At 34.8% G+C, this 24476-nt stretch carries 24 protein-coding genes; 11 read left to right on the forward strand and 13 right to left on the reverse strand.

The genetic code is table 11. From position 1 onward, the window contains the following. Window positions 1-325: 325 nt before the first annotated feature. Together K6T82_RS11395 and K6T82_RS11400 are read right to left on the reverse strand one after the other, a co-directional pair. Complete coding sequence (locus tag K6T82_RS11395; protein WP_223705991.1) at window positions 326-4456, reverse strand: hypothetical protein; 4131 nt, start codon at window positions 4454-4456, stop codon at window positions 326-328. A 24-nt stretch (window positions 4457-4480) separates the two neighbouring features. Then, window positions 4481-5104 (reverse strand): T9SS type A sorting domain-containing protein, encoded by a 624-nt coding sequence (locus K6T82_RS11400; RefSeq protein WP_223705992.1) that lies wholly within the window; start codon window positions 5102-5104, stop codon window positions 4481-4483. 485 nt (window positions 5105-5589) lie between these two features. Here K6T82_RS11400 and K6T82_RS11405 point away from each other — a divergent pair, with 485 nt between their 5' ends. Both K6T82_RS11405 and K6T82_RS11410 read left to right on the forward strand, forming a co-directional pair. Continuing rightward, window positions 5590-6342: an SDR family oxidoreductase gene (locus K6T82_RS11405; RefSeq protein ID WP_223705993.1), complete on the forward strand. Its 753-nt coding sequence runs from the start codon at window positions 5590-5592 to the stop codon at window positions 6340-6342. A gap of 20 nt (window positions 6343-6362) precedes the next feature. Then, complete coding sequence (locus K6T82_RS11410; RefSeq protein WP_223705994.1) at window positions 6363-7205, forward strand: alpha/beta fold hydrolase; 843 nt, start codon at window positions 6363-6365, stop codon at window positions 7203-7205. 169 nt (window positions 7206-7374) lie between these two features. On the opposite strand, the gene K6T82_RS11415 is transcribed toward K6T82_RS11410, so the two are convergent. Further along, window positions 7375-7740, reverse strand: coding sequence for a winged helix-turn-helix transcriptional regulator (locus K6T82_RS11415; protein ID WP_223705995.1), 366 nt, complete (start codon window positions 7738-7740; stop codon window positions 7375-7377). A 134-nt stretch (window positions 7741-7874) separates the two neighbouring features. On the opposite strand from K6T82_RS11415, the gene K6T82_RS11420 reads away from it, so the two are divergent. The 4 genes from K6T82_RS11420 to K6T82_RS11435 all read left to right on the forward strand — a co-directional run bounded on the left by K6T82_RS11420 (window position 7875) and on the right by K6T82_RS11435 (window position 14589). Continuing rightward, on the forward strand, window positions 7875-8657 hold the full coding sequence (locus K6T82_RS11420) for an SDR family oxidoreductase (protein WP_223705996.1): 783 nt from the start codon (window positions 7875-7877) through the stop codon (window positions 8655-8657). Between the two features lie 23 nt (window positions 8658-8680). Further along, a complete protein-coding gene (locus tag K6T82_RS11425) occupies window positions 8681-9004 on the forward strand; it encodes a nuclear transport factor 2 family protein (protein ID WP_223705997.1) in 324 nt (107 codons plus the stop codon). A 180-nt stretch (window positions 9005-9184) separates the two neighbouring features. Then, a complete protein-coding gene (locus K6T82_RS11430) occupies window positions 9185-12463 on the forward strand; it encodes a CheR family methyltransferase (protein WP_223705998.1) in 3279 nt (1092 codons plus the stop codon). A 245-nt stretch (window positions 12464-12708) separates the two neighbouring features. Further along, window positions 12709-14589 (forward strand): CheR family methyltransferase, encoded by a 1881-nt coding sequence (locus K6T82_RS11435; protein ID WP_223705999.1) that lies wholly within the window; start codon window positions 12709-12711, stop codon window positions 14587-14589. A 105-nt stretch (window positions 14590-14694) separates the two neighbouring features. Here K6T82_RS11435 and K6T82_RS11440 read toward each other — a convergent pair whose 3' ends face one another. Then, a complete protein-coding gene (locus K6T82_RS11440; RefSeq protein WP_223706000.1) occupies window positions 14695-15147 on the reverse strand; it encodes a hypothetical protein in 453 nt (150 codons plus the stop codon). Between the two features lie 274 nt (window positions 15148-15421). Here K6T82_RS11440 and K6T82_RS11445 point away from each other — a divergent pair, with 274 nt between their 5' ends. The 3 genes from K6T82_RS11445 (at window position 15422) to K6T82_RS11455 (ending at window position 16213) form a co-directional block, all read left to right on the forward strand. Further along, the gene (locus tag K6T82_RS11445) at window positions 15422-15583 is read left to right on the forward strand and encodes a hypothetical protein (protein ID WP_223706001.1); all 162 of its coding nucleotides are present in this window, start codon (window positions 15422-15424) and stop codon (window positions 15581-15583) included. 19 nt (window positions 15584-15602) lie between these two features. After that, the gene (locus K6T82_RS11450; RefSeq protein ID WP_223706002.1) at window positions 15603-15806 is read left to right on the forward strand and encodes a hypothetical protein; all 204 of its coding nucleotides are present in this window, start codon (window positions 15603-15605) and stop codon (window positions 15804-15806) included. Window positions 15807-15919: 113 nt separating this feature from the next. Then, window positions 15920-16213, forward strand: a complete 294-nt coding sequence (locus K6T82_RS11455; RefSeq protein WP_223706003.1) for a hypothetical protein — start codon at window positions 15920-15922, stop codon at window positions 16211-16213. A 106-nt stretch (window positions 16214-16319) separates the two neighbouring features. Here the strand turns inward: K6T82_RS11455 and K6T82_RS11460 are convergent, their stop codons facing one another. The 5 genes from K6T82_RS11460 to K6T82_RS11480 form a co-directional block, all read right to left on the reverse strand. Then, the gene (locus K6T82_RS11460; protein ID WP_223706004.1) at window positions 16320-16778 is read right to left on the reverse strand and encodes a MarR family winged helix-turn-helix transcriptional regulator; all 459 of its coding nucleotides are present in this window, start codon (window positions 16776-16778) and stop codon (window positions 16320-16322) included. 153 nt (window positions 16779-16931) lie between these two features. Next, window positions 16932-17291, reverse strand: coding sequence for a VOC family protein (locus K6T82_RS11465; RefSeq protein WP_223706005.1), 360 nt, complete (start codon window positions 17289-17291; stop codon window positions 16932-16934). A gap of 454 nt (window positions 17292-17745) precedes the next feature. Then, a complete protein-coding gene (locus K6T82_RS11470) occupies window positions 17746-17979 on the reverse strand; it encodes a hypothetical protein (protein ID WP_223706006.1) in 234 nt (77 codons plus the stop codon). 205 nt (window positions 17980-18184) lie between these two features. Beyond that, window positions 18185-18739, reverse strand: a complete 555-nt coding sequence (locus K6T82_RS11475; RefSeq protein ID WP_223706007.1) for an REP-associated tyrosine transposase — start codon at window positions 18737-18739, stop codon at window positions 18185-18187. A gap of 143 nt (window positions 18740-18882) precedes the next feature. After that, window positions 18883-19521: an MEDS domain-containing protein gene (locus tag K6T82_RS11480; protein ID WP_223706008.1), complete on the reverse strand. Its 639-nt coding sequence runs from the start codon at window positions 19519-19521 to the stop codon at window positions 18883-18885. A gap of 618 nt (window positions 19522-20139) precedes the next feature. Between K6T82_RS11480 and K6T82_RS11485 the strand changes: the two genes are divergently transcribed. Further along, the gene (locus tag K6T82_RS11485; RefSeq protein ID WP_223706009.1) at window positions 20140-20703 is read left to right on the forward strand and encodes an NAD(P)H-dependent oxidoreductase; all 564 of its coding nucleotides are present in this window, start codon (window positions 20140-20142) and stop codon (window positions 20701-20703) included. A 90-nt stretch (window positions 20704-20793) separates the two neighbouring features. Here K6T82_RS11485 and K6T82_RS11490 read toward each other — a convergent pair whose 3' ends face one another. After that, a complete protein-coding gene (locus tag K6T82_RS11490) occupies window positions 20794-22152 on the reverse strand; it encodes an NAD-dependent succinate-semialdehyde dehydrogenase (RefSeq protein WP_223706010.1) in 1359 nt (452 codons plus the stop codon). 276 nt (window positions 22153-22428) lie between these two features. On the opposite strand from K6T82_RS11490, the gene K6T82_RS11495 reads away from it, so the two are divergent. Next, window positions 22429-22680 carry a hypothetical protein gene (locus K6T82_RS11495; RefSeq protein WP_223706011.1) on the forward strand — a complete coding sequence of 84 codons (252 nt, stop codon included), beginning with the start codon at window positions 22429-22431 and terminating at the stop codon, window positions 22678-22680. Window positions 22681-22735: 55 nt separating this feature from the next. Here K6T82_RS11495 and K6T82_RS11500 read toward each other — a convergent pair whose 3' ends face one another. The 3 genes from K6T82_RS11500 to K6T82_RS11510 all read right to left on the reverse strand — a co-directional run bounded on the left by K6T82_RS11500 (window position 22736) and on the right by K6T82_RS11510 (window position 24419). Beyond that, complete coding sequence (locus K6T82_RS11500) at window positions 22736-22882, reverse strand: hypothetical protein (protein ID WP_223706012.1); 147 nt, start codon at window positions 22880-22882, stop codon at window positions 22736-22738. 106 nt (window positions 22883-22988) lie between these two features. Next, window positions 22989-23387: a response regulator gene (locus tag K6T82_RS11505; protein ID WP_223706013.1), complete on the reverse strand. Its 399-nt coding sequence runs from the start codon at window positions 23385-23387 to the stop codon at window positions 22989-22991. Between the two features lie 333 nt (window positions 23388-23720). Beyond that, a complete protein-coding gene (locus tag K6T82_RS11510; protein WP_223706014.1) occupies window positions 23721-24419 on the reverse strand; it encodes a DUF1826 domain-containing protein in 699 nt (232 codons plus the stop codon). Window positions 24420-24476: the final 57 nt, after the last annotated feature.

The following is a 24476-nucleotide window of genomic DNA, read 5'->3' on the forward strand; positions in this document are numbered from 1 at the left end:
ATGTATGAGATTAGATCTTATAATAATCATGGTATTATCTTCACTTTTTTCAAAATCAACTTAATTGATGAAAATTTCATTAAAAAAAATGATGATGTCATTAAATTCTCTCAATATGCTCAATTATTTTCAAAGTATTATAAAATAAAAAAACAGCACGAATGCTGTTTTTTATTTTTCTTTATAATTATACTGTTTTTCCGATTGATTTTCTGCAAATTTTAAATACTACAGTTAAGCTAAGACCTATCTAAAAAATTACCTTTCAAAGTGGTCAAAACCGTCATGGATAAAATTATGCGGACTGTTTTAGTTTGTTTAAGCTCTACCATTGAATCTGCCTAAGTATCGTATAATCTGTACCTGTTCCAGCAACACTATTTTTGTTTTTAACCGCATTATTCAATGCCTCATTAGCACTTGAGCCATAACCAATAGTAACTACGGTTATAAGACAATTCCATCCAGACATTTTATAAACATATTGAATTACTGCTGCAAATTTCTGTTTGGTAGTATGGGAGGTAAAATCAACTGAGGCGCCATACCTATCTTTCAAAGTATTCGTAGCTTGTTCTCTCTCCGATTTCTCATTTTTAGCATATATGACTTTTGCATAATAACCTTTTGACATTTGGGCACAGTCTTTTGCGTCTTTCCCGTGGACAATATAGGTAAGTAACATATCTCCTCCTGCCGTGTTTGTGCTCTGTGTGACAAACGATACCTGATTTCCGTAGGTGGTGCCAGAAGCGGATACCGCATATGCCCTAACATAATAACGTGTTCCTGAAATCAGACCCGAGATGCTTCCGCTAAAATTCCCTAAACCTGAACCGTATGTGATTCTAGCATTCCTAGTAGTAGGATTCTGTGTCGTAGCAAAACAAAATCCCCTTTCAGTAACTTTGGAGCCACCAGAAATACTCCCTGAGAATGTAGCACCCGAGCCTGTAACTGAACTCACATTGTTAGTAATTACAGTTAATGCAGGATTCGGATTTGGGTTGGGATCGTCAATAGTTCCTGGTGCTTCTGTATCAGGCTGTTCAGGAGCATCGGTTCCATAGGAAATTTCATTACCGTAATAGATTCTTCCACTACTTCCAATTACGTAAGATCTGAAGTAATACCTAATCCCATACTCTATAGGTCTAGTTTTTACAGTAATCTCCCCGCTTGAAGTTCCATTTGAAGTATGAGGATCTGACACTGTCGGATCATGCGATGGTTTCCAGCATACCCCACGCGCGACGATGGTTTCCGAACCTTTGACAGTGACATTGCTTTTTACATTAAATTCATTTGCATTTCCGCCGGAAGCATTTGCCGTGCTGATCTCAAAATTTGGAGCAGCCGGAGTGGTAAACATTACCTGATTACCATAGATTACCTCTCCTGATCTTAGAGTGATGAATGTTCTTAAGTAATAAGATGAAGAGTACTCGACAGGTTCAGGATACAAAACCGGCCCGATCGGAATTCTTATAGGATACGTTCTGAAATACTCTCCCATAGCATAGGTGTTCATTGCAATGGTTTCTTTACTTCCAGTTTCAACAGTCGGGTTAGGGACTTTGCTCCAGCAATAACCATAATTGGTTAAACCATTAGAAAGAGCCCCGACAGGTCCATCTAAAACTCCTCCAGAAATAACCATTGGCAACGAAGTTTCATAAGGAACTGAAATTACTGGATCTACAGTTTTTACCGCATATTTAGTACTCTCCTGCGGTAAAGTGGTAAAAGAAAGTTCATTGCCGTAAACAGGAGCCTTGTAATCATTTTCACTTCCAGGAAGAACATATCCTCTAACATAATATTTTGTCCCGGGGTTTAATCCGCTAAAAAAGGATACATAATCAAAATCGCCAAATACATTGGTAATTCCTGTTATTCCCTCAACGACAGCATTCGGCGATGTACTTATTGCCACGCCTAGTTTGGCAAAGGATACACCATCAGCTTTAACCCTTACAAAAGCTAAGGTGCTATTCAAATTCTCTATAGAAATTGTTGTTACTACAGGAACTTCTATAACTGTTTCTTTTACTGTTGTGAAAGAAACCTGATTACCATAGTAAGTCGCTCCTGTTGCAGCAACTGCATACGATCTGACATAATAAGTTGTTAAAGGCTCCAAGCCTGTTAAATCACCTGATATCTTGGACTGTCCTGGAAAAGCAAAGATTGTTTTGCTGTCCGCAGTAGTTGGATTCGATTTTTTGCCCCAACAGAAACCTCTCTGAGTTACGGCGCTTGTTCCCGTAATCTGAGCTGTACAATAGCCTAACTTGTCCGTAATAAGAGATACATTGTCTGTCACCAGCTGCAGATCAGCTGGAGGAGGCTGAGGTGTCGTAAATGTAATTTCGTTGCCATAGACAACCCCTATGTTTGTTGTACAATAAGCACGTGCATAATAATTTTTACTACCGTTTAATCCTTTTACAGCAGTACTGAAAGCCCCTACTCCTGAGCCACTTGCCGTAAAGCTATTGTTGATAGTTGGATTTGGAAACTCGCTCCAGCACACTCCTCGTGCGCTAATTGTAGTTCCTGTAATTAGCACAGTTATGGCACCTCCTGAAGTTGCTGAAACTGAAGTAAGTTCTGTTACAGCTGAAGTTGTTATCGTTACTGGACTTGGTAAGGTAATTGAAATCTGGTTTCCATATACAATATCGTCTGAATCTGTTATAGCATATGCACGTAGATAATAAATGCTTCCAGGATTTAATCCTGTTAGTGTGCTGGTATATGAGCCACTTCCGACACCACCTGTATTTTTATAATCAGCTACGGTTGGATTCTGGGCCAAACTCCAGCAGACACCACGTTCAGTAACTGATCCAAAACCGGTAGTAGTGATATCACCTCCAGAAACAGCACCAGTAGCTGTAATGTTTGTAGCATTATGAGTACTTATGTTTATTGCTAATGGCTGGGCGGTTGTAAAACTGTTCTCATTTCCATAGATAATTTTTCCTGATGCAAGCTCAGCATATGCTCTGACATAATATTTTGTCATGGGATTAAGCCCTGTAATCGTGCTTGAAAATTTTCCTGTTCCGCTTCCATCTGAAGTATTATTTGTACCTGCCAACGGACTAGGACCGGTACTCCAGCAAACTCCTCTTCGGACGACTGTCACTAAACCGGAAGCTAAATCCGTAACTGTTCCTCCCGACACTGCGGAAGAAGTTGTTATTGCTGTAATTGCTTCTGTATTTATCGATATGCTTTCCAATGTTGTAAAACTCACTTCATTACCGTAAAAGGTTTTACCCGTTGCAGAAGTGGCATATGCCCTCATGTAATAAAGCGTACCAGAGGTTAAACCCGTAATGGAAGCCGTAAAATTTCCGGGACCAGATCCATTAACTGTCTTACTGTTTGAAATCGTCGGTAAGGGAGTCGTGTTCCAGCAAACACCTCGAGTAGAAACTGTTCCAGGCCCTGTTATCTGTATGTTAACCAATGTACCTCCATTTGTAAAAGAAACTCCTGAAACAGTGCCGGTTTGGATAGCGAAGTTATAAGCTGGTAAGGTTTCAAAAGAAGTCTGAGATGAATAATAGGTAATCCCATTACTTGTAGTAACATAGGCTCTTAGATAATATACCTTTTCGGGTAGTAAATTGTTTAAAGAGCTAGCATATGTTCCTTCTCCAGTTCCGTCTGCTGTTTTACTATTGGCAATTATTGGATTTTGGCTGGTATTCCAGCATACCCCTCTTGCGGTTACAGTTTCTGTACCATTAAGCTTAACTACTCCTCCCGAAACTGCTGAAACTGTTGAAATGTCACGAACTGGAACAAAATCAATCGTAACGAGCTCCAAGGTTCTTATGGATATTGACGGACTGTATAGTGTTACTCCGTCATCTGTCAAAGCATAGGTACGCAAAAAATAGGTGGTATTTGCTGTCAGTCCCGAAATCGTGCTTGTGAACAAACCTATGCCTGCACCGTCTGATGTCTTACTATCGTTCACTGTCGGATTATTTGAGGTACTCCAGCAAGTTCCCTTCTGGACTACTTTGGCAATGCCTCCAACCTGCTTTACTTCTCCTTGCACGGAAGCACTAACAGCGTTAAAGGAATTAGCCACAGGAGTACCTACTACAATGCCGGATTCCTTGCTTACAATTACAGATCGTACATCTGTGTAAATGGGATCACAGGTCATCTCGGAAACAACCGCACGATACTGTGTGTTTGACAAAGGCTTTACAATCATATTGTTGACTGTACCTCCAGTTATGTCAGACCAGAAAGTACCATCAGCAGACTCCTGCCATTGAATACTTCCTCTGTAACCAGTAGCGAGAGAGAGCTCTACGGAATCACCTTTGTAAATGGTCTGTCCATTCAAACTCTGAGACATAAAAATAATCTGAAAAAATACTAATATCAAAATATAGTATTTTTCTTTAAAATATAATTTTTTCATAATTGATTTAAAAGATAAAGCGGATTATAAAATAATAACTGGCTTACTGATATTTAGACCATTCCCTGTGAGTTTGACATAATAAACTCCAGAACTTTTATTAGGAAGTGTAATGGTTTTGTTTAATTTATTACCGTCTAAGATTGTTTCAGAAAAAACTAACGATCCTAGCACGTTATAAATTTCTATCAGTATCGGGCCGCTACTCAGGCTTTTTTCAGATTTTATTGAAAAAGAACCCGTACTTGGATTGGGATAAAGTACAAGTCCACTTTCATCCTGCATCTCTTCTGTACCAAGATTAGAACTTACTGTAATGGTTACCGAAACATTCGTGCTACATTTTTTGCCGTCATTAACAGTCAATGTGTACTGCGTTGTTTTTAAAGGATTTGCCACCGGATTAGCAACATTCGTTTGACTTAAGCCTTCTGACGGCGCCCATAAGTATGAGTAATTCCCATTGCCTCCCGAAGCAGATGGCGAACCACCTAAAACTGTACTTGTTCCGGGAAGAATTGTTTTGCTAGAACCGGCATCAACTTTTAATACAGGTGCCTGATTAATTGAAAACTGAAGTTTAGTCTGGCTTTCAACTGAAAGAATAACAAATAGAAAAAGAAGTAGTAAAAAGTATTTTTTTTTCATAAGCATAGAATTTTAGAGAAATATGTTGTTTCATAAAACTTATAAAGACAAACATTTACTTTGCGAAAAAGAACAAAGTCGAGATTACGTAGCAAAACTAAATTAACAGTTAAACAAAAAAAATACTCCTTTAGGAGTATTTTATAAAGACTTAAAAGCTTGTCTAAACCAAATTATAGAACCCGTAAAGTCTGTTGTTATTGAGGTACGCCAATCTCTTTTAAGAAAATCTATTGCTCGACCGAGATCTAAGAATAGTTAATTGACTATTCAGCCTGTTTGACAGCGTGCATTTGATAAAAAATGGGTTCCTGATATTATCTAAATATCGTAAAATAGCATCGAACTAGTGATATGTGGTAAATAAATAAGAAAGGAAAATTCTCACCCCCCTGTTTTTACGGCTATTTTTTTTGAGGTATGTATTTTGCAATTACGGTATTCTGTTTTTGAATGATCAAATTAAATTCTTAAAACTATATATTATGAAAACATCTAAAAATACAATTCTCATAACGGGAGGTGGATCGGGAATTGGTCTAGAGATAGCCCGATTATTCTCTACGGATAACAATATAATTATCACAGGTAGAACCTCAGAGAAATTACAAAAAGCAGTATCTGAACTGCAAAATATTACAGCGATTGTAGCTGACATAAATAATGCTGCTGATGTAGAAAATTTAGTTGCTGAATTGAGAAAAAATCATCCCAAACTAAATATGGTCATCAATAATGCTGGGCTCGCAAATTATTACAAATTGACGGATGAAAATGCAAATGCTTTTGAGAAAGCAAGTGAAGAAATTTTAACCAACTACTTGTCTATAGTACGTTTGACCGAAAAACTCCTACCTCAATTGCAAACACAACAAGAAGCCGCCTTTGTAAACGTTTCCTCAATTGCCGCTTTTTCACCAGGAATTGTCCTGCCGGGCTATGCCGTCAGTAAGGCAGCCCTACACTCCTACTCGCAAGTGCTTCGAATTTCGCTTGAAAAGCTTGAAAAGAAACCACTCATAAAAGTATTTGAATTGATGCCTCCATTGGTCAACACCTCTTTTTCTAAAGAAATTGGAGGACAAAATGGGATTAGCCCAGAGGAAGTAGCTTTGACATTAAAAAATGCTATTGAAAGCGACATATTCGAAATACACGTCGGCGCAACTGCTGATTTTTATAAACTATATCTTTCATCTCCAGAAGCCGCACTTCAGACTATGAATGCCAATAAATAATCAAACCAAAAGCAAATATTATGAAGACAACAGCTGAAAATACGCAGACTAAATTAGTGCAAAGCCACGACAGGACAATCGCTTATCGATTAATTGGTGAAGGGCAACCTTTAATTTTGGCAAACAGATTCAGGGGAAATCTAGATGACTGGGATCCTTTATTTTTGGACGAGCTCGCAGAGAATTTTACAGTAATTACGTTTGATTACACTGGGTTGGCTTCCTCTACGGGAAATCCCGGAGAAGTCATACTTGATTTTGCGACTGATATCAAGGATCTTGCACAAGCATTAGGTTATGAAAAGATTATTGTCGGCGGATGGTCATTTGGCGGTTTCGCTGCCGTTGTTGCTGCAATCGAATTTTCAGATCTCATTTCGCACACTATCGTAATTGGGGCAAATCCTCCAGGCGAAAACAAACTACCAATTGAAGAACTTTTCTTCGATGTCTCTACTCGCTTCAATTACACGGTTGAAGACGAAACCTATTTATTCTTTGAACCAGCATACGAAAAAAGTAAAATAGCTGCCCAAAAAAGTCACGATAGAATGTTTGCAAGAAAAAATGGCCGTGACGAAAAGGTTGCACAAAATTTATGGGATCACTACACAAAAGGTTCAGTTGATTATGCTAATGATCGCGCAAATTATCGCGAAAGACTTTTAAAATTAGAAAATCCTGTGTTAGTGATAATGGGTGATCATGATGTTTGCTTTCCTGTAGAAAACTGGTATGCATTAAATAGAAAATTATCCAATACGCAGATAATTACATTTCCGCAGGCTGGTCATGGTCCACAGCACGAGCACCCAGAACTGGTAGCTAAATACATTAAAGAATTTGTCAATTATATTCATTAAATCTTATTTTGCTTCAGTAATTCTTTTTGCAAATATAAATGCTAAACCAAACAAACAGTTTAGCATTTTTTTATTGGTGTTCGAAGTCCATTAAATATCTCTTTTAATTTCTGTATGGATTCGACTTCGACTTCTGATTTCATTACTCATTCTTTTTTCGTCAAATAAATCAATCATTTGATTCTAAGCGTTTCAAAATCAAAGGGCGTAAACGTGCCTCATGTTCATCTCCCCATTTGCCAATAGCGGCAATTACCGGAATTAATGTTTTTCCAAAATCCGTCAGACTATATTCGACTTTAGGAGGTACAACAGGATAAATAACCTTGGAAACCAATTCATGTTCTTCTAATTCTTTTAGCTGTATATTTAAAACCCTGCGAGAAGCATCAGGGATTTTACGCTGCAATTCACTTGGTCTTTTATGACCTTGATCAATAAACCAAAGCAAACGTATTTTCCATTTGCCGTACAAAACTTCCCCTATCAGGTCAAGTCCGCAATTCAGGTTCGGGATTATTTTTCTTTCATACATATAACAAAAGTAAACCTATGTTCCGATTTATGCAATAGGGGAAAAATTTATCCCTATATGAATCGTAACTCCGTACTTGTGAGAAAGTTGCATACTTCTGAAATTTGTACAAAGAAATTTAAATCAGATATAAGATGGATTATCAAAATGAATTATCAGGTAAAATTGCCTTAGTAACAGGAGGTACAAAAGGGACTGGAAAAGCAATAGCAGAAAGACTATTACAAGCTGGCGCAACAGTAATTATTACTGCACGAAACGCACCAGAAGAAGAAAACACCAAACTGCATTTCATTGCTTCTGACTTAAGCAAGGCAGAAGGAACACAAAAAGTGGTCAACGAAGTGCTATCGACCTACGGAAGACTGGATATTCTGGTGAATAATTTAGGTTCTTCAACTACACCCGCTGGTGGCTTCAACGCACTGAATCATGAAGACTGGGTTTCAACGCTACAAGCTAATCTACTTGCTCCTGTTCGACTGGACAGAGGTTTTATTCCTCAAATGATAGAAAAGAAAAACGGTGTTATCATTCACATCGCTTCCATTCAAGGTAAACTGCCTTTATATGATTCTACTCTTCCTTATGCTGCTGCAAAAGCTGGGCTTATTAATTACAGCAAAGGCTTATCTAAAGAAATAGCTGCAAAAGGCGTGCGCGTGCTGACTGTTTCTCCAGGATGGATCAATACAGGGGCATCGAAAGCATTTCTAGGCGAGATTGCAAGAAATGCAAACACTACAGTAGAAGAAGCGCAGCAAGGCGTTATGGATGCATTGGGCGGAATACCATACGGCAGACCTGCCGAGCCGGAAGAAGTAGCTGAACTGGTTGGTTTTCTTGTTTCTTCAAGAGCTAACTATTTAACAGGAACTGAATTCGTAATAGATGGCGGTACAGTACCAACAATCTAATAATCTTTAAAAAATTAAAAAACATGAACTTACCTAAAGTAATAACAGATTTAGTAAATGCGCAGAACAGTTTCGACAGTACTGCCTATGCCGATTGTTTTTCCGAAAATGCCGTAGTATTTGACGAAGGCAAAACACACAACGGAAGAGTGGATATCCAACAATGGATAGACGAATCAAACAAAAAATACAAATCAGTGATGAAACCTCTTCAATATGCTGAAAACGGAACGGCAAGTGTCTTAACTGCAGAGTGTTCGGGAACATTTCCTGGAAGCCCTATTACACTACAATTTCATTTCGATATTGCTGATGGGCAAATTCAGCATTTAAAAGTGACTGGATAACTTCTTTTAACCAAGTTCAAAAGGCGCAAATTGAAAACAATTTGCGCCTTTTTTATATAACCACACTATTAAGCAAAGAGCTAAAAATGGAAATTCTGAAATGTATTTGAGTAAATTTAAAAGCTAAAAGTTAAAAATTATACTATCTTTAGTGTAAGAATTCTACGTCCCTCGATAAAAATGACTTTACAAAGTACAAATCAAACTGAAAATATTTCTCGAAATTTCCCAATAGCAGCCATTGCCAGTACTACAAGTGCGTTGGAAACTTTGCATAACATAATTTCGCAAATTCGAACAGATTCTGGGATTGCTTATATTATTTTACAACATTTATCTACTCATAATCCTCAAAATCTTACTGCAGAATTATCAAAATTGGTAAAAATACCTGTTGTTGAAATTGTAAATGAGATCGATTTTCAGCCTGACCACATTTATGTTGTTCCTGAGAACAACTATTTAGTGGCCGAAAATGGTGTTTTAAAAATGCAGGTTATCAAACGCATTGACAAGATCACTCAAAATATCGACATTAGTTTTGAAGCCATTGCTCAGATTTACAAGAGTTTTGCTATTGGTGTTGTACTTTCGGGAACCGCATTTGATGGCACATTCGGATTAAAAAAAATTAAGGAGTTTGGCGGTGTAACCATTGTTCAAGATCCTGAAACTGCTCATTTTAAAACAATGGCTCAAAATGCAATGGAAGCAGATGCTGTTGACTTTGTTTTAGCGCCTGAAAATATAGCCCATCAGTTATCCGCTATTCGTAAAAGTTATCTCAACAATGACGCTTACAGTGATGAAGAACATATTTCGAAGAAAGAAGAAGATGTTCTCAACCAGATTTTGAATCTCATTTTACAAAAAACCGAAAATGATTTCTTTCATTACAAAAGACCGGCTATAAGAAGACGCATCACACGCAGAATGGTTATTCTAAAAAAAGAAACCTTAAGCGACTATTATACTATTCTTCGTAGCAATAAAAACGAACAAGAACTACTTTTTAATGATTTATTAATTCCGGTAACGTACTTTTTTAGAGACGAAGATTCTTTCGATGCTTTGTCTGAAACGGTGTTACCGCAATTGATTCAAAACTGCACCAATAATACTTTACGTTTATGGTCGGCGGCTTGTTCTACAGGTGAAGAAGCCTATTCGCTTGCCATTGTAGTTTGCGAATATTTGACTCAAAATAATATTAAAGATTTGAAAGTGCAGATTTTTGCATCGGATATTTCGGAGAAATCCATTGCAAAAGCCCGATCGGCAATTTATTCTGCTCAAGATGTACAGCATATTTCTGAAACCAGATTAGAAAAATATTTTACCAAACGTGACGGTCATTATCATCTTAATAAAATAATTCGCGACATGTGTATTTTTGCGACTCACAATTTTATTAAAGATCCACCATTTGCCAAAATCGATTTGGTTTCGTGCAGAAACGTACTGATTTATCTCAATTCTTTTCTTCAAGAAAAGGTACTTAGTTCATTTCATTATTCGCTAAAACAAAAAGGTTTTTTATTTCTTGGAAAATCAGAATCGGCAAATAGTGTACAGCATTTATTTGACGTTGTTGTTAAACCAGATAAAATTTATACCAAAAAATTTACGCCTGCTCGTTATGTACCACAGGCTTTTAAACCTGCTTACAACAACTTAACTGCAAAGACAAAAACCTACGATAACGCCAATCAGGAAAGTGATTTTAGAAAAGTAGCAGACGATATTTTATTTTCAAGATATACACCAGCTAGCGTTATTATTAATGAACATTTGGAAATTGTTCATTTTCATGGAGATACTTCTCCATTTTTATTGCCAGCACCTGGAAGGCCGAATTTCAATATTTTGAAAATGGCCCGTGAAGGCATCAGTTTTGAACTTCGAAATGCTATTTCGGAAATCATTAAAAGCAAAGAAAATATAATACGAGAGAATCTTTCCGTAAAAGGTCAAAATTATCAGGCATGTTTTGAAATTTTGACACTTGCAAATGATGAAGATCATCTTATGATTCTTTTCCGCAAAAATCCGCTTCCGGAGACAGATTTAGAATCAAAAAACAATAAAAAAAGCGCTGATCAACTTCGAATTACAGAACTCGAAAAAGAATTATCACAATTACGTGAAGATATAAAACGGGTTACCGAAGAACAACAAATTGCTTTTGAGGAACTTCAAACTACAAATGAAGAATTATTAAGCAGTACAGAAGAACTTCAAGCCATGAATGAGGAATTGCAGACTTCGACAGAAGAATTGCAGTCGAATAATCAGGAATTAATGTGCACCAATGACGAACTTTTAGATCGTCAGGAACAGTTGCTTTCTATGCGTAATTACGCCGAATCTATTGTACAAACCATTAGAGAACCGCTAATTATTATTGATAAGGATTACAACGTAAAAAGTGCCAATCCATCCTTTTATAAATATTTCAATACCACAGAAAAAGACATCGCAGGATTTTCGTTTTTTGAAATCGGAAACTGTCAGTGGGATATTCCAGATTTTAAAGATTTACTTTTTAAAATGGTCTTTCAAAAACAAAATATAGAAGATTATAAAATACAGATTGACTGTAGTGGAGATAAAAAAACACTGATTGCAAATGCTCGTTTAATTCAAAATACAAAACCAGAAGGCATGATTTTACTGGCCTTTGAAGATATAACAGATATCTTGGTTTCGAATGAATTATTAAATAAAAGAAATTCTGAATTGCAAATTTATAACGAACAGTTAGAAAATTTCACATCAGCAGCTAGTCATGATCTTCAGGAACCTTTAAATAAAATTCATATGCTGTGTCATCGAATTTTTGATAAGGAAAAAACTTTATCAGAAGATGGAAAACATAGTTTACAGCGCGCCATGCACTCGGCTAAAAATATGAGTCAGTTAATTGCAGATTTGATTAATTATTCGAGATTGAATTTTAGCGAGAAGAAATTCAAAAAAACTGATTTTAATCTGTTACTCAAAAAAGCGCTGAACGACATAAAAGATTCTATTGAGGAAAAGAAAGCAGTTGTGACCATTGATATTTCAGAGAACTCTGTCAATGTAATCGCTTTTCAAATACAACAATTACTTACCAATTTGATTCTAAATTCTATTAAATATTCTAAAGAAAATAGTACACCAGAAATTAGGATAGAAACAACCAAAGCCCCAATTGAAGAAATAACAAATCTGGGTGGCAAAACAGAAACGGAATACATCAAAATTAATGTTATTGATAATGGGATCGGTTTTAGCAAAGATTTTGAAAACCGTATTTTTGACCCTTTCTTCAGATTACACAGCAAAGATGAATATGCCGGAAGCGGACTTGGTTTAACTCTAGTTAAAAAGATCGTCTACAACCATAATGGTTTTATTAAAGCTTCGAGTAAACCTAATTTTGGAACAACGGTGAGTATATATCTTCCTATGTAATATACATTTACAGAAAACAATGATGGAAATTATGAAAATATTGCAAGCAATTGTAAAAGATAAAACCGTTCAATAGTTTTATCTTTCTTGTAAAGATATCTATTTCCCCTTGTACTGTATTTTTTTGAGTATTGATACTAATTAATTATCTATTTTTCACTCAAGTATACTTTAATTTTTGAAGTTTTGGAAATCTTTTATTTGACCAAAAAACATACCTATAAGATTGCCACAAAACCCTCAAAATGAAAACTAATGAAACAATAGAAAAAGGTAAAAAGACTCATTTTCAAGTTACAGCAATAGGAACTTCTGGAGCTGAAATTGATATTTTAAAAAACATCGTTTCTGATCTTGCCTTGGATTCGGGTAGAGCTTATCTCATTTTTGAAAATTTATCTTCTCCTCAAACCAAAAATCTTGCAGATGAATTAACACTTCATACTCCAATACCAGTTATTGAAATTGTTCATCATATTGATATTCAGCCCAATCACATATACATTGTTCCTGAAAATAACTTTCTGATTCATGAAGAAGGCATATTAAAATTACAATCCAAAAATAGGATCAGTAAAACGGATAATAGCTTTGATGTGTTTTTTGAGGCCGTTGGACAAACCTACAAAGCGTATGCTATAGGTGTAATTCTGACTTGGTTTCCTCTTGATGGTTCTGTAGGACTCAAAAAATTAAAAGAAGCAGGCGGATCTACTATTGCGGTCCATTCTAAAAGAGGAATTATTCAAAATAAAGAAACCTCTGAATATATTGATTATTTTACGGCACCTCATGAAACTGCACACAAGCTTTTGCAAATTCATGAAAGTAATCTGATCACACATTCTTATGAAGAAAAAGAAGAAGCTACACCAAGCGAGCAAGAACTTCTGGATCAAATAATTGAAATATTACTGCTAAAAACTGGAACAGATTTCAAGCATTACAAACATAGTACACTACGAAGAAGGATTGCCAAAAGAATGGTTGACAACAAACAAGAAACCGTAGAAAAATATATCGATTTACTTCGAAGTAGCCCCAAAGAACAAGATTTATTATTTGATGATTTTCTGATCTCTGTTACTTATTTCTTTCGAGACCAGGAAACTTATGATAATTTATGCAAGACCACAATTCCTTTCCTTGTTGAAAATATATTTAATAACACCATAAGAATCTGGTCAGCCGGCTGTGCTACTGGAGAAGAAGCGTATTCTCTCGCTATCTGTATTCATGAATATTTGGAAGAAATCAATAGAAGCGATATTAGAGTACAAATTATTGCTTCAGATTTGTCTGAAAAATGCATTACTAAAGCACGCTCAGCAATATACACCGTACAAGACATCAAAAATATAAATGAAAAAAGGCTTGCCAAATATTTTACCAAAAGAGACAATAGTTTTCATATCAATAAAATAATACGCGACATGTGCGTTTTTGCCGTTCACGATTTGACCAAAGATGCACCTTTTGCTAAAATTGATTTAGTTTCCTGCCGTAATGTGTTGATTTATTTTGATACCGACCTACAAAAACAGGTGTTAGCATCATTTCATTACTCCTTACGTACAAATGGTTATTTATTCTTAGGAAAATCTGAATGGGCGCATCATGTACCGCACTTGTTTTCTGCTGTCGATAAATTGGACAAAATATATATCCGAAATACGATTGCGTCTCTTCAACCCAAAAAAATAAGCCATAATGATGATTATTACAACACACTAAAAATAAACGAGCTTGCCGAAACTAAACAGGATTATAGTTCCATTACATCAGATATTTTACTAGATCATTTTTCTGCCGCCGCAGTACTAATCAATCAAGACTTTGAAATTGTACATTTTCATGGCGATACGAGTCCGTTTTTGCGATTGGCGTCTGGTAAACCAAGTTTTAATATTCTCAGCATGGCTCATGATGAACTAGTTTTTCAATTGAGAAATTATATTTTAAGAGCAAAAAATGAGAAAAAGAACTTCTCAGGAGAATTTCTTGCCTCTAAAAGACAGCCGTTTTTAAATTCTTTTGAGATCATTTTCCTTCCATCCCACCCCGAATTATTGCTTATTATTTTCTATCAAAATTCTATTTCTTCAAAAGATATAATGGATGGGTAATTAGTACATTTTTGCATTAAAATTCAAAAAGTTATCTCCATACATGGCGATTTTCTGTTGACTTATAAAGCAATGAATTTGACGGCAAAGATGATGAAGAGGGTTTTACAAGTTCTGTTTCTGTTTTCTTTCTTTACCCTCTATGGATTTTCCGCCTTGCTGGGAATTCCAAAAATTAATAATGGAACCTAAAGTTTGCTTGAATTTTTCTTCACTATACGGATTTATAAAGTAACTTTTTGTTGGAACAGAATGAGTATCTATAACAAAACAATTTGGAAATAAAACAGAATAAAACATACAAGGGCAGTCTAATTTCTGACTAATATCTTGATGCTTTTCCAGATTTTGATGTTTGCTATCATCTTGAAATTGAAGAATATTAGCAAAAAATATAAATGGTTTTCTATCATTTAGCAACAATTCCTCTTCTGCGTATTGAAGGGTATCAAAATAAAGTATCTCATTGTTTACTGACAACTCCAAAAAAATATGAGCGAATAAACGGCGATCTTCTATATTTTCTTCTATAATTATGATTGGGCCTCTTTTATTCATAACAGTCAATTTTGTGATTATACTTACAGAATCTCGCAAAGATCATTAGAATTAAATCGCCAATTTATACAATTCACGTCTCAATGTTATATAATTCCCATCTTTTAAAATAAAAACAGGACTTTATCTATTTAGCAGGCTCACTTAGAGCTTTTTAAAAATGAGTTAAATCCTTGAAACATGGGAATTATATAAAATGGAAATTTAATTCTATAAATAGCAAAAGGCGCTAAATATATCTTTGTGACTCCAATTTCTCACAAAACTTACAGACATGAAAAATTTCAATACATCCTTATTACTGCTGATCATCGTACTTACATCAATTCTGAATTTTGGATGTGAACACCTTTGTGAAGACGAAAATGATACCAGATCTCAAAAAGAAGCATCATTAATTCAAGTAGACAGTCTGAAAACAACAGAAATTGACTAATTATCTAAAAGATTTAACCATGAAAAATTCAAAAACAATTGATAAAAAACATTGCCACATTTCTAATACCAGAATGTATGCAGGTGATAACGATGAACTAATCTGTTTGAAAGTTTATACAGGAGATTGGGGTGATTGGGATGAAAAACCAGGATGCAGTGATCTTGATAATCATAATAATTTTGGAAAAATTCTAAAAGACAAAAATTCAAAAGCAAGGTAATTATATCATCGGGTGATAATTTTTAAATTATATAAACTCTGCGTAAAATTCTGTAAATAAGAACGCTTCGGTACTACCTACTTTTGAATTACATCTAACATATAAATAAAACTATGAATTCAACGATATCATCATACCCAGCCAAACTATTCAATACGCAAAGCAATGTCAAGCTTATTAATTCAGAATTTCATTTAGAAAAATCTAATGAAATAGAAATGCTTGATTTATATTATAAATATGATGATGAACCCGACTTTGACTGTGAATTTCTACACGGTATTAGTCATGAGGAAAACAACAACACTACTGATTCCGAATTCGATGAAGATCTTACGGATGATTATCGTGATAATGAATGGGATATAGACATCTATGATCCTTATGAGGAAGCAACTTACTTTTAAATATATCTTATCTAAGCAGCTGAAATTTATTCTGTTGAGGTTAATACAACTAAAAGGCGCAAATTGAAAACAATTTGCGCCTTTTTCTATTTTAAAAAATCATTCTCTACTTGTTATACTCTTGCACCAGTTCAGCCATAGATTGATTAAATGCTGAAAGATTACTCCCGAGCACAGAAAAAAACTCCATATCGGTATTTTCAACTTCAATCAGAGCCTTCTGCAGAACAGCGGCGCCACTTTCAGTCAGCCCTATAATCTTTGCCCTGGTATCAGTTTTATGCTCTTGTCTGGTTATAAAACCTTTTTCCTCTAAAGTTCTAAGTACTTTTGAAACCATCATTCTGTCGGCATTACTCTGGTTGGCAATGTCAATCTGCGTTACAGCCTCCAGTTTCTTAGAAAGCCAACCCACAGCAGCAAGTAATACAAACTGAGTCTGAGTTAAGTCCAAAGGATCTAAGCATTTTTTTATCCTTCTCTGCCAGAGCATTGTCACCTGACCAAGTAAATATCCCGGACTGCTTTCGGGACTTTTAAATTTAAATTCAATTTCTTTAGACATAGCTGTTAAGCATTTAGTATGAATAATGGTACTACCATTCCATTTCTAGTTTGAGCAATACCCTCCCTAACTGTGTTTTCTACATTTATAACTTCTACAAATCTATTCCAAATGATTAAGTTTTCCTAAAAAGAGAATTTATAACGGTAACTCTTATTTTGGGTCTAAAAAAGTAAGTTTAAATCCATCGGGATCCAGAACATGAAAAGCCCTTCCGAAAGGAGTATCAATTAGCGGTCCTGTAGTTGTTACTCCGTTCTCGATGAATTTTTCCTTCAACTGGTCTACATTTTCATCTACAGCAAACCAGAGAGCAGCACCTACTCCTAGTTCTCTGTTTTCAAGAGATTCTAGCGGTGTACGGATAGCAAAACTTGCTTCACCTTGACTGTACTTAAAAACACATGCCTGAGGATTTTCGTTCTGTATTTCAAAACCTAACTTTTCGGTATAAAATACTTTGGAAACTTCAAGGTCTTTTACTTGTAATGATGCAAATGTTAATTGTCTCATGATATAAATATTAAAATTGTTGTTGCAAATATAATATACACGACAACAATATGCAAATTTTCATTACATTTTCCCTTTTGGGGCGTCAATGTGCGTTTCTGAAACATCGTAACGCATCCTTTCTCTAACAAAAGATTGCTTTGTATGAAAAGGATGTTGAAAGAGAAAGAGGAAATGATGTTTAGGCTTGAGAAGCTGATTAATAAATAATTATAAAAATGTATAAAAAAGAGACTTTTTAAAGTCTCTTTTTTTGTTTGATCCTACTCTTCTAGAATTCTTTTAATCTTTGCTCTAAAAGATTGATTACTACTAGGAGGAATAATTCCATAACCTAACATAGTTCCATTTCCAAATCTAATTTTACATTTATATAACTCAAAAATTTCTGTAGCAAATAAATTTTGACGTTTTGAAAGTTTAGCTTCTAAATAATCTTTAACAGAACCAATTATTAAGTCACTAAATTGTAAAAGTGGACTGTGATTGCATTTTGCAAAAGAAGTGAATGAAAAAAATTACAATCCGATAATTTCCCAGATTTTGAAGAAATTCCTGCAGATGATTTCCCTTGATGAAAAAGCTTATAATATGCTTGGACTAATGGTTGTCGATTGCCGTCTGGAGGCCAATCTACAACAACATACGTTTCATAATCTTTGTTCATTGCATCAATTCCGATACGCATTAAAACCCGGTTAGCACGGATTTGCAATCAATGCCCGTAAAGTATATCTTAACAAATTAAAAAAATCCAGCTTTATAGATAACAGAAATGGGCACGGAAAAAATTTCCGCGCTATCGTTGTACATATCTCAGCACCCCGCTCGTCCGTTAGCGCAGATTTGTAATCTGTGCCCGCAAAGTTGAGTTAGCGCAACAGTTGAACATTTCAAAATAAGGATAATACAACAATATCTAAATCATTTTCAAAACCTGAATAATTCCTTGCCGAACTAAAATAGTAATCTTCTGGTAAACTAATAATTTTATCTTTTACTGGATTATTATGAATGTAATCTATTTTCTGCTTAATAAACTTATTGCTGTAAATATGTTCTGCATGATAACCATTTTGCCAAACTTTATAAGTCTGATTCTTTTTTAAATGCTCACATACCTTTTGGAAATATTCCAGCATCCATTCTCTTCTGCTTTCAGGCTCATCAATTATAGTCTGTATTATTTTTTTTGAAGTAAATTTTTTAAAATCTCTAATAATATCAGATAATATAAAACCGTTCGTTCCTTTACAGAGCAAATGAATATCGCTGCTCATAATACAATAAGCGTAAATTTCTAAGCCTTTGTTTTCTTGACAATATTTTAAAGCATTTATTAAAACATTTTTTTGATTTAATCTAGTAAATATATCTATCCAACCTACAACAGTTATGGTTATAAAATATGCTTCATCAGTTGTTGTTGCTTTGTATTTTGTAGACATGGTCTTTTTCCTGTAAAAATAAAAAATTTAAAGTAAGAAAATTACCATTTTTTACACCGACTGTTGACGAAATCACTTTGCGGGCACAGATTACAAATCTGCGCTATCGCTACGGGAAATATATCTGCCTATCGGGTTAGGAATTAGAATTTAAGAGGACTGGATGAAAAATCCGAAAAATTTGAAATCAATGATGAAGGTTCTACATATTTTGTATTCTTGCTGATTTTTCCATCTTTGATGACATAAGGATGAGTAAGTAATATATCTGAAAGTGTATTAGAACTGAAACTATTTATATCATACATACAAATGAGTGATACAGCGTGTTTTGGAGTTAGTAGATTTAGACTGGCTTCGTATTCTAAAAGTTCATCTGTTCCTGGCAAATTTTTCAGAGCCCAAACCATATCGCCGCAAGCTCTTACGCTTTCATAACCAGCTCTAGATGCTGCTAATAAATTCTGTTCGAGCATTTGATACATTCTTGCAGCAGCAAATTTGCCATCTTTTATATAAGTGTTTTCAGAAGCCAATACTTCTAATTGACCAGTCGCTAGTTTTTCAGCAATAGATATTCCATTCTCGGCCAGACATCGGCAATGTTCTCCATGACGGTTCCCTTCAAGGATGTTAATGACTTTATCATTTGCTTGCAATCCTTCCAAAATATAAGGAACGATTACCTCATATTGTTGTTCTTTGGAATCGAAAAATCCGCAAATGTGCATTGGAGTCAACAATGATTCTCCGCATACGTTAAAAGATGTTTGTGTGTTCATAAATCAAATGTACACAATTAATTGCTGCAATATGCTTTATCTGTCAAAACTTGCGGTATAATTCCCCTTGCTGGCGCGAGCGTCCCGCTCGTGCACACACAGAAGATCAATTCATATTAATTTTAAAAACATTTTCAGAAAACTCCATTTTTTTTAGAACGAGACAACTTTACGTTCACGAGCGGGACGCTCGCGCTAGCGAGGGCTATCGTTGCGGGAAATATATCTGCACTATCGGGTTGTAAAAAAACCTTTTTATTTACGTTTCCTAAAATATTTAGGGACATAGAATAATAGAAAAATTACCAGAATAATAAATACAATTTCCATTTTTGAGTTTAATTAGATTTCAAATATAAAACTAAATTATTAAACCCCGATTGTACGGATTTTTAAACAATTCCCGTAAAAGATATATTAATTTTAAAAACCTATAATAAGAACCTCATCCGATATTTTTTGAACTTCTAATGAAATAAAGACCTCAGCTACCAAAGTAATTTTGTTTTAATCAAAACAAGGAATCCTACACGGAGATACAAACATGGTATTGGATTGTAAATTCAACAATCTTCCTTGATGAAATCCTGACTTATTACTAATTAATTAGAATTTAAAATGAAAAAAACATTGGTTATCATCACACATCCTGACATTGACAATTCAGTGATCAACAAAAAATGGGTTAATGAATTAGAGAAGTTTCCAGAAAAATTTCATGTTCATCAATTACACAAAACCTATCCTGACCAAAAATTTGATATCGTTGCAGAACAAAAACTCGTAGAAGAACATGATCATATCATTTTTCAGTTTCCTTACTATTGGTATCATTCTCCTGCATTATTAAAAAAATGGCTGGACGAAGTGCTTACACGAGGCTGGGCATACGGCAGTGAAAGCGGTTTTAAGTTTAAAGGAAAAAAAGTTGCGCTGGCCATTACGCTAGGTTTAAAAGAAGAACATTTACAGCATGGTACCATTTTTAAATACACGCTCGAAGAATTAACGCGTCCGTTTGAAGCACTATTTGATTACATAAAAGCCGATTATCAACCTCTTTTCGCTTACTACGGAATGACGTTTGAACCATCAAAGGAATGGATAGAACGAAGCATACCTTTGTATCTTGATTTTCTGGATCGTTTTAATTCCGAAAGCGAAGATGCAAATGTGGCTTAATTTTGTGATAAACTTTTTTACCACAAAGAGTTGCTTAATAAATAAGTGCTGTCTCAATTTTTGAGACAGCCTATTTAAAAAATTTACGACTTAATATTTATTAATGTATACCGTCTTTTTGTTTACAAACTCCTGAATTCCGTCCTGCGAAAGTTCGCGTCCGTATCCTGAATTTTTAGTTCCGCCAAAAGGCAATCGCTGGTCACTCTTTACTAATTCATTTACAAACACGGCTCCTTCATCCAATTTCGGTATCAATCGGGATGCTTTTTCAAAGTCTTCTGTAAAAATGGTAACACCAAGTCCGAAAGGCGTACTGTTTGAAAGAGCAACGGCTTCTTCTTCGTTTTTAAAAGCCGTAATTCCGATTAGAGGTCCGAAAACTTCTTCTTTAAAAATTGCCATATGGGTTGTAACGTCACCTACAACAGTAGGTTCAAAATACGCTTTGTCTCTATCGCCTCCCAACAAAATTTTGGCTCCTTTATCCAAAGCATCTTTAAGCTGTTTTTCTAGTTCTTCGGCAAGATCAACTCGTGCCATAGTGCCGATTGTTGTTTTTTCATTCAGCGGATCTCCAGGTAGAAGTTCTTTAACTTCATCCAAAAAAGCTTTTGTAAATTCTTCCAAAATAGAAGATTCAACCAAGAGACGTTTTCCAGCAATACAGCTCTGTCCTGCATTCTGAAAACGTGCCTGAACACAAGTTTTTACAGTTTCCTGAAGATTACAATCTGCAAAAACAACAAGTGCATTGCTTCCTCCCAATTCAAGAACGGTTTTCTTGATTTCATTTCCTGCAAGGGCTGCTACAGATCTTCCTGCTGCTTCACTCCCCGTCAGTGTAACCGCTTTTATTTTTGGATTTTTAATAATTTCTTCTACCCTCTTACTGCCAATAGGCAGATTAGTAAAACATCCTTTTGGAAAACCGGCTTTTTCGAATATTTTTTCAATACTCATGGCACTTTTCATTACATTACTGGCATGTTTTAAAACGCCAACATTTCCAGCCATAAGCGCAGGAACAGCAAAACGCATCACCTGCCAAAACGGATAATTCCACGGCATAATAGCCAAAACAACTCCTATTGGCTCGTAACTTACATAACTCTTGTATGCTTCTGTTTCAATGCTTTTATCAGCAAGATGCTTAGAGGCATTTTCAGCATAATAAGTACATAAATTAGCGCACTTTTCTATTTCCGCCAATGATTGCGTGATAGGTTTTCCCATTTCTTGCGTTATAATTTCAGCATATTCGCGAGAATTTTTTCTCATCTCATCGCCGGCAGCTTTCATTAATAGGGAACGTTCTGAAAAGGGAATATTTTTCCAAATTTTATATTGCTCTTCTGCCTTATTGATTGCATTTTCAACCTCTTTACTATCAAATTCGGCAACCTCATATACAATCTCTTGGTTATAAGGATTTATAGACTTTATCATATTGAATATTTTATTTAGTGTATCTATTTAAACAAGACCATAAAAGGTACAATTTATTTAACAAATTACAATATTTTCCAGAATGATTTCAATAGCGTATTCAGGTTATTTATTGCTACTATTTCTCTTAGTGCAAAATCTATAAATCAAATATTTAATCTTGTAAAAGAATCTGATTAGACTAATCGTAATTTGCCAATCGATTAAAACTAATTAAAAATCAATCATTTAAGTCAATATTTATTAACAATTGAATTTAATTAAAAGAGAAATATTATGAATTTAGATAAAAGAGAAAATTACCATCAAGACGATCGGTATTTTCAAGATGATGAAACACGATATGAAGACGATACAAATGACATTGTCCGACTTGCAGATCATCCTATAAGTGACAATGCAGAACCAGACTATGCAAACGATTTTGTAGAAGACGATGCGAAAGAATTTGACGAAGACGAGGAGAAATTCAACAGAAAAGGTTTTGATGAAGATCCCGCAGGAACCGATCCGAATCGAAATAGGTAAAAAAAAACCGTTTGAAGTTTTCAAACGGTTTTTTTATTTTTAAACTGCTGGCTATTTACTTTATAGCCATTTCAGAGATTAGCACTACAGCAATAAAAGCGACAATTGATGCTACCATTACATTAATTATAAGGTCTTTTTTCTTTCTCGATTCAATACCAAAAGCAGGGTTTAATTTTTTGTTCATTTTGTCTGTTTTCATTTTCATATATCTTTTTACAATTAAACTTAATTCAACACAACAAATGCCGTGCCGTAAAGTGATTTACAGGATTTTAAAGTAAAATTTCTAATTTTTACGTTGAAGATTATTTACGTATCTCGATCGGTAATAGGATACTTTTCAAAGAAAAAGTGAGATCTTTTAAGCTGTTTTGCTTTTTCATAAACTTCACCTTTTTGAATTTTGCCGCAACCTCTTTAATTAAATCCCCAGAATGTCCGGAATACAACACAACGGGAGTTTTTTCAAGTCCTTTTACTTCGCGGAGCAGTTTCAGAAATTCGCGTCCGTCCAGATATGGCATATGATAATCCAAAAAAATCATATCTGGATTTTTCTTCAATTTCTGCAGCGTTTTTAAAGCATTTAGTGCATTGTTTTCAACCGAATAATTAATCTTAAGATTGAGTGCATGGATTGCCATACCAAAAAGTTCGGTCTCATCGGTATCGTCATCAACTAATAAAATATTCCTGTATTTCATAATGCTAAATTAGAGAGTTAAAATAGGATACTTTCATGAAATTTTGACGGATTGTTATACAATTTCCATAAGTATGCACCTTTTCTGTACTTATTAATAGAATTATTAAAAATTAAGATTTTAGAAAAAAATAGTCTTTTATGGCTTTTAAAGAAGTATTGAATATTTAGAAATTCAAAGTCAGAAAACTAGGTTAAGTTTTTCAGACCATCAACAAATTTACAGAAAATTAATATCCGATGAGCGATAGTTTTTTAAAAGTGTAAAAATATTATTTAAGCCTTTTACTGTTGGCAGTTTTCCCGTTGTAAAACACTTTAGCTGAAAACTTCTTTAGCAAATCAGCAACAATCGATATTCACCTTCGTTTTCTACAGGCGCTCGATGAATACATGGTAACACTTCTTGTTTTGGATGATCTACGGCAAGGCGCCAAAGATGCATTAAACCTAAATTTACAGGTTTTGCATTTTCATGTATTTGATAATGCAAATCAAAATAATTCTCTTTCAAAAAGCTTTCGAATTCTTCTGATGGTCCATCGTGCAATTCTTCTAGCTTTTTTCGAATTTCAGGAATAAGGATTTTTTGTTCGGCTTCTGAATTCGATACAATATCACTCGCTGCTCCATGATACGTGCATAAAAACGTATCTGTTGCAATGGGCGAACGATCAACATGAAACGAATACACATCGGTAGATATGAAATCAAATTCATCATCGCGTTCATAACACTTCAATAGATTTAAGGAAGGTGAAGCTCCAAAATCGGTTAATAATTGTAAATCATTTAGGATTATTTCTCTTGCTACATTTCCTTTTTCTGATAGTTGAAGTTCTTTTAAATCCTCTGGAAATACTTCTGTTATATTTTCTTCTAGAGACAGTTTTGCTACAATCTCTTTAAAATCGCCATCCAAATTTCTATGCCAACACAACGCATTCATTTCTCCTTTAAAACGGGTATTTACTAGCTCAGAAAAAGAAGTAACCAAACCAACCTGACTGTTAGAAGAAAATGCAGTATTCATAGTGTTTTATTAAAAGTATTTCATGCCTTACAAAAGTAAAAAATAGCAGTGATTGAG

It is taken from the genome of Flavobacterium potami, from assembly GCF_020026915.1.
Lineage (GTDB): Bacteria > Bacteroidota > Bacteroidia > Flavobacteriales > Flavobacteriaceae > Flavobacterium > Flavobacterium potami.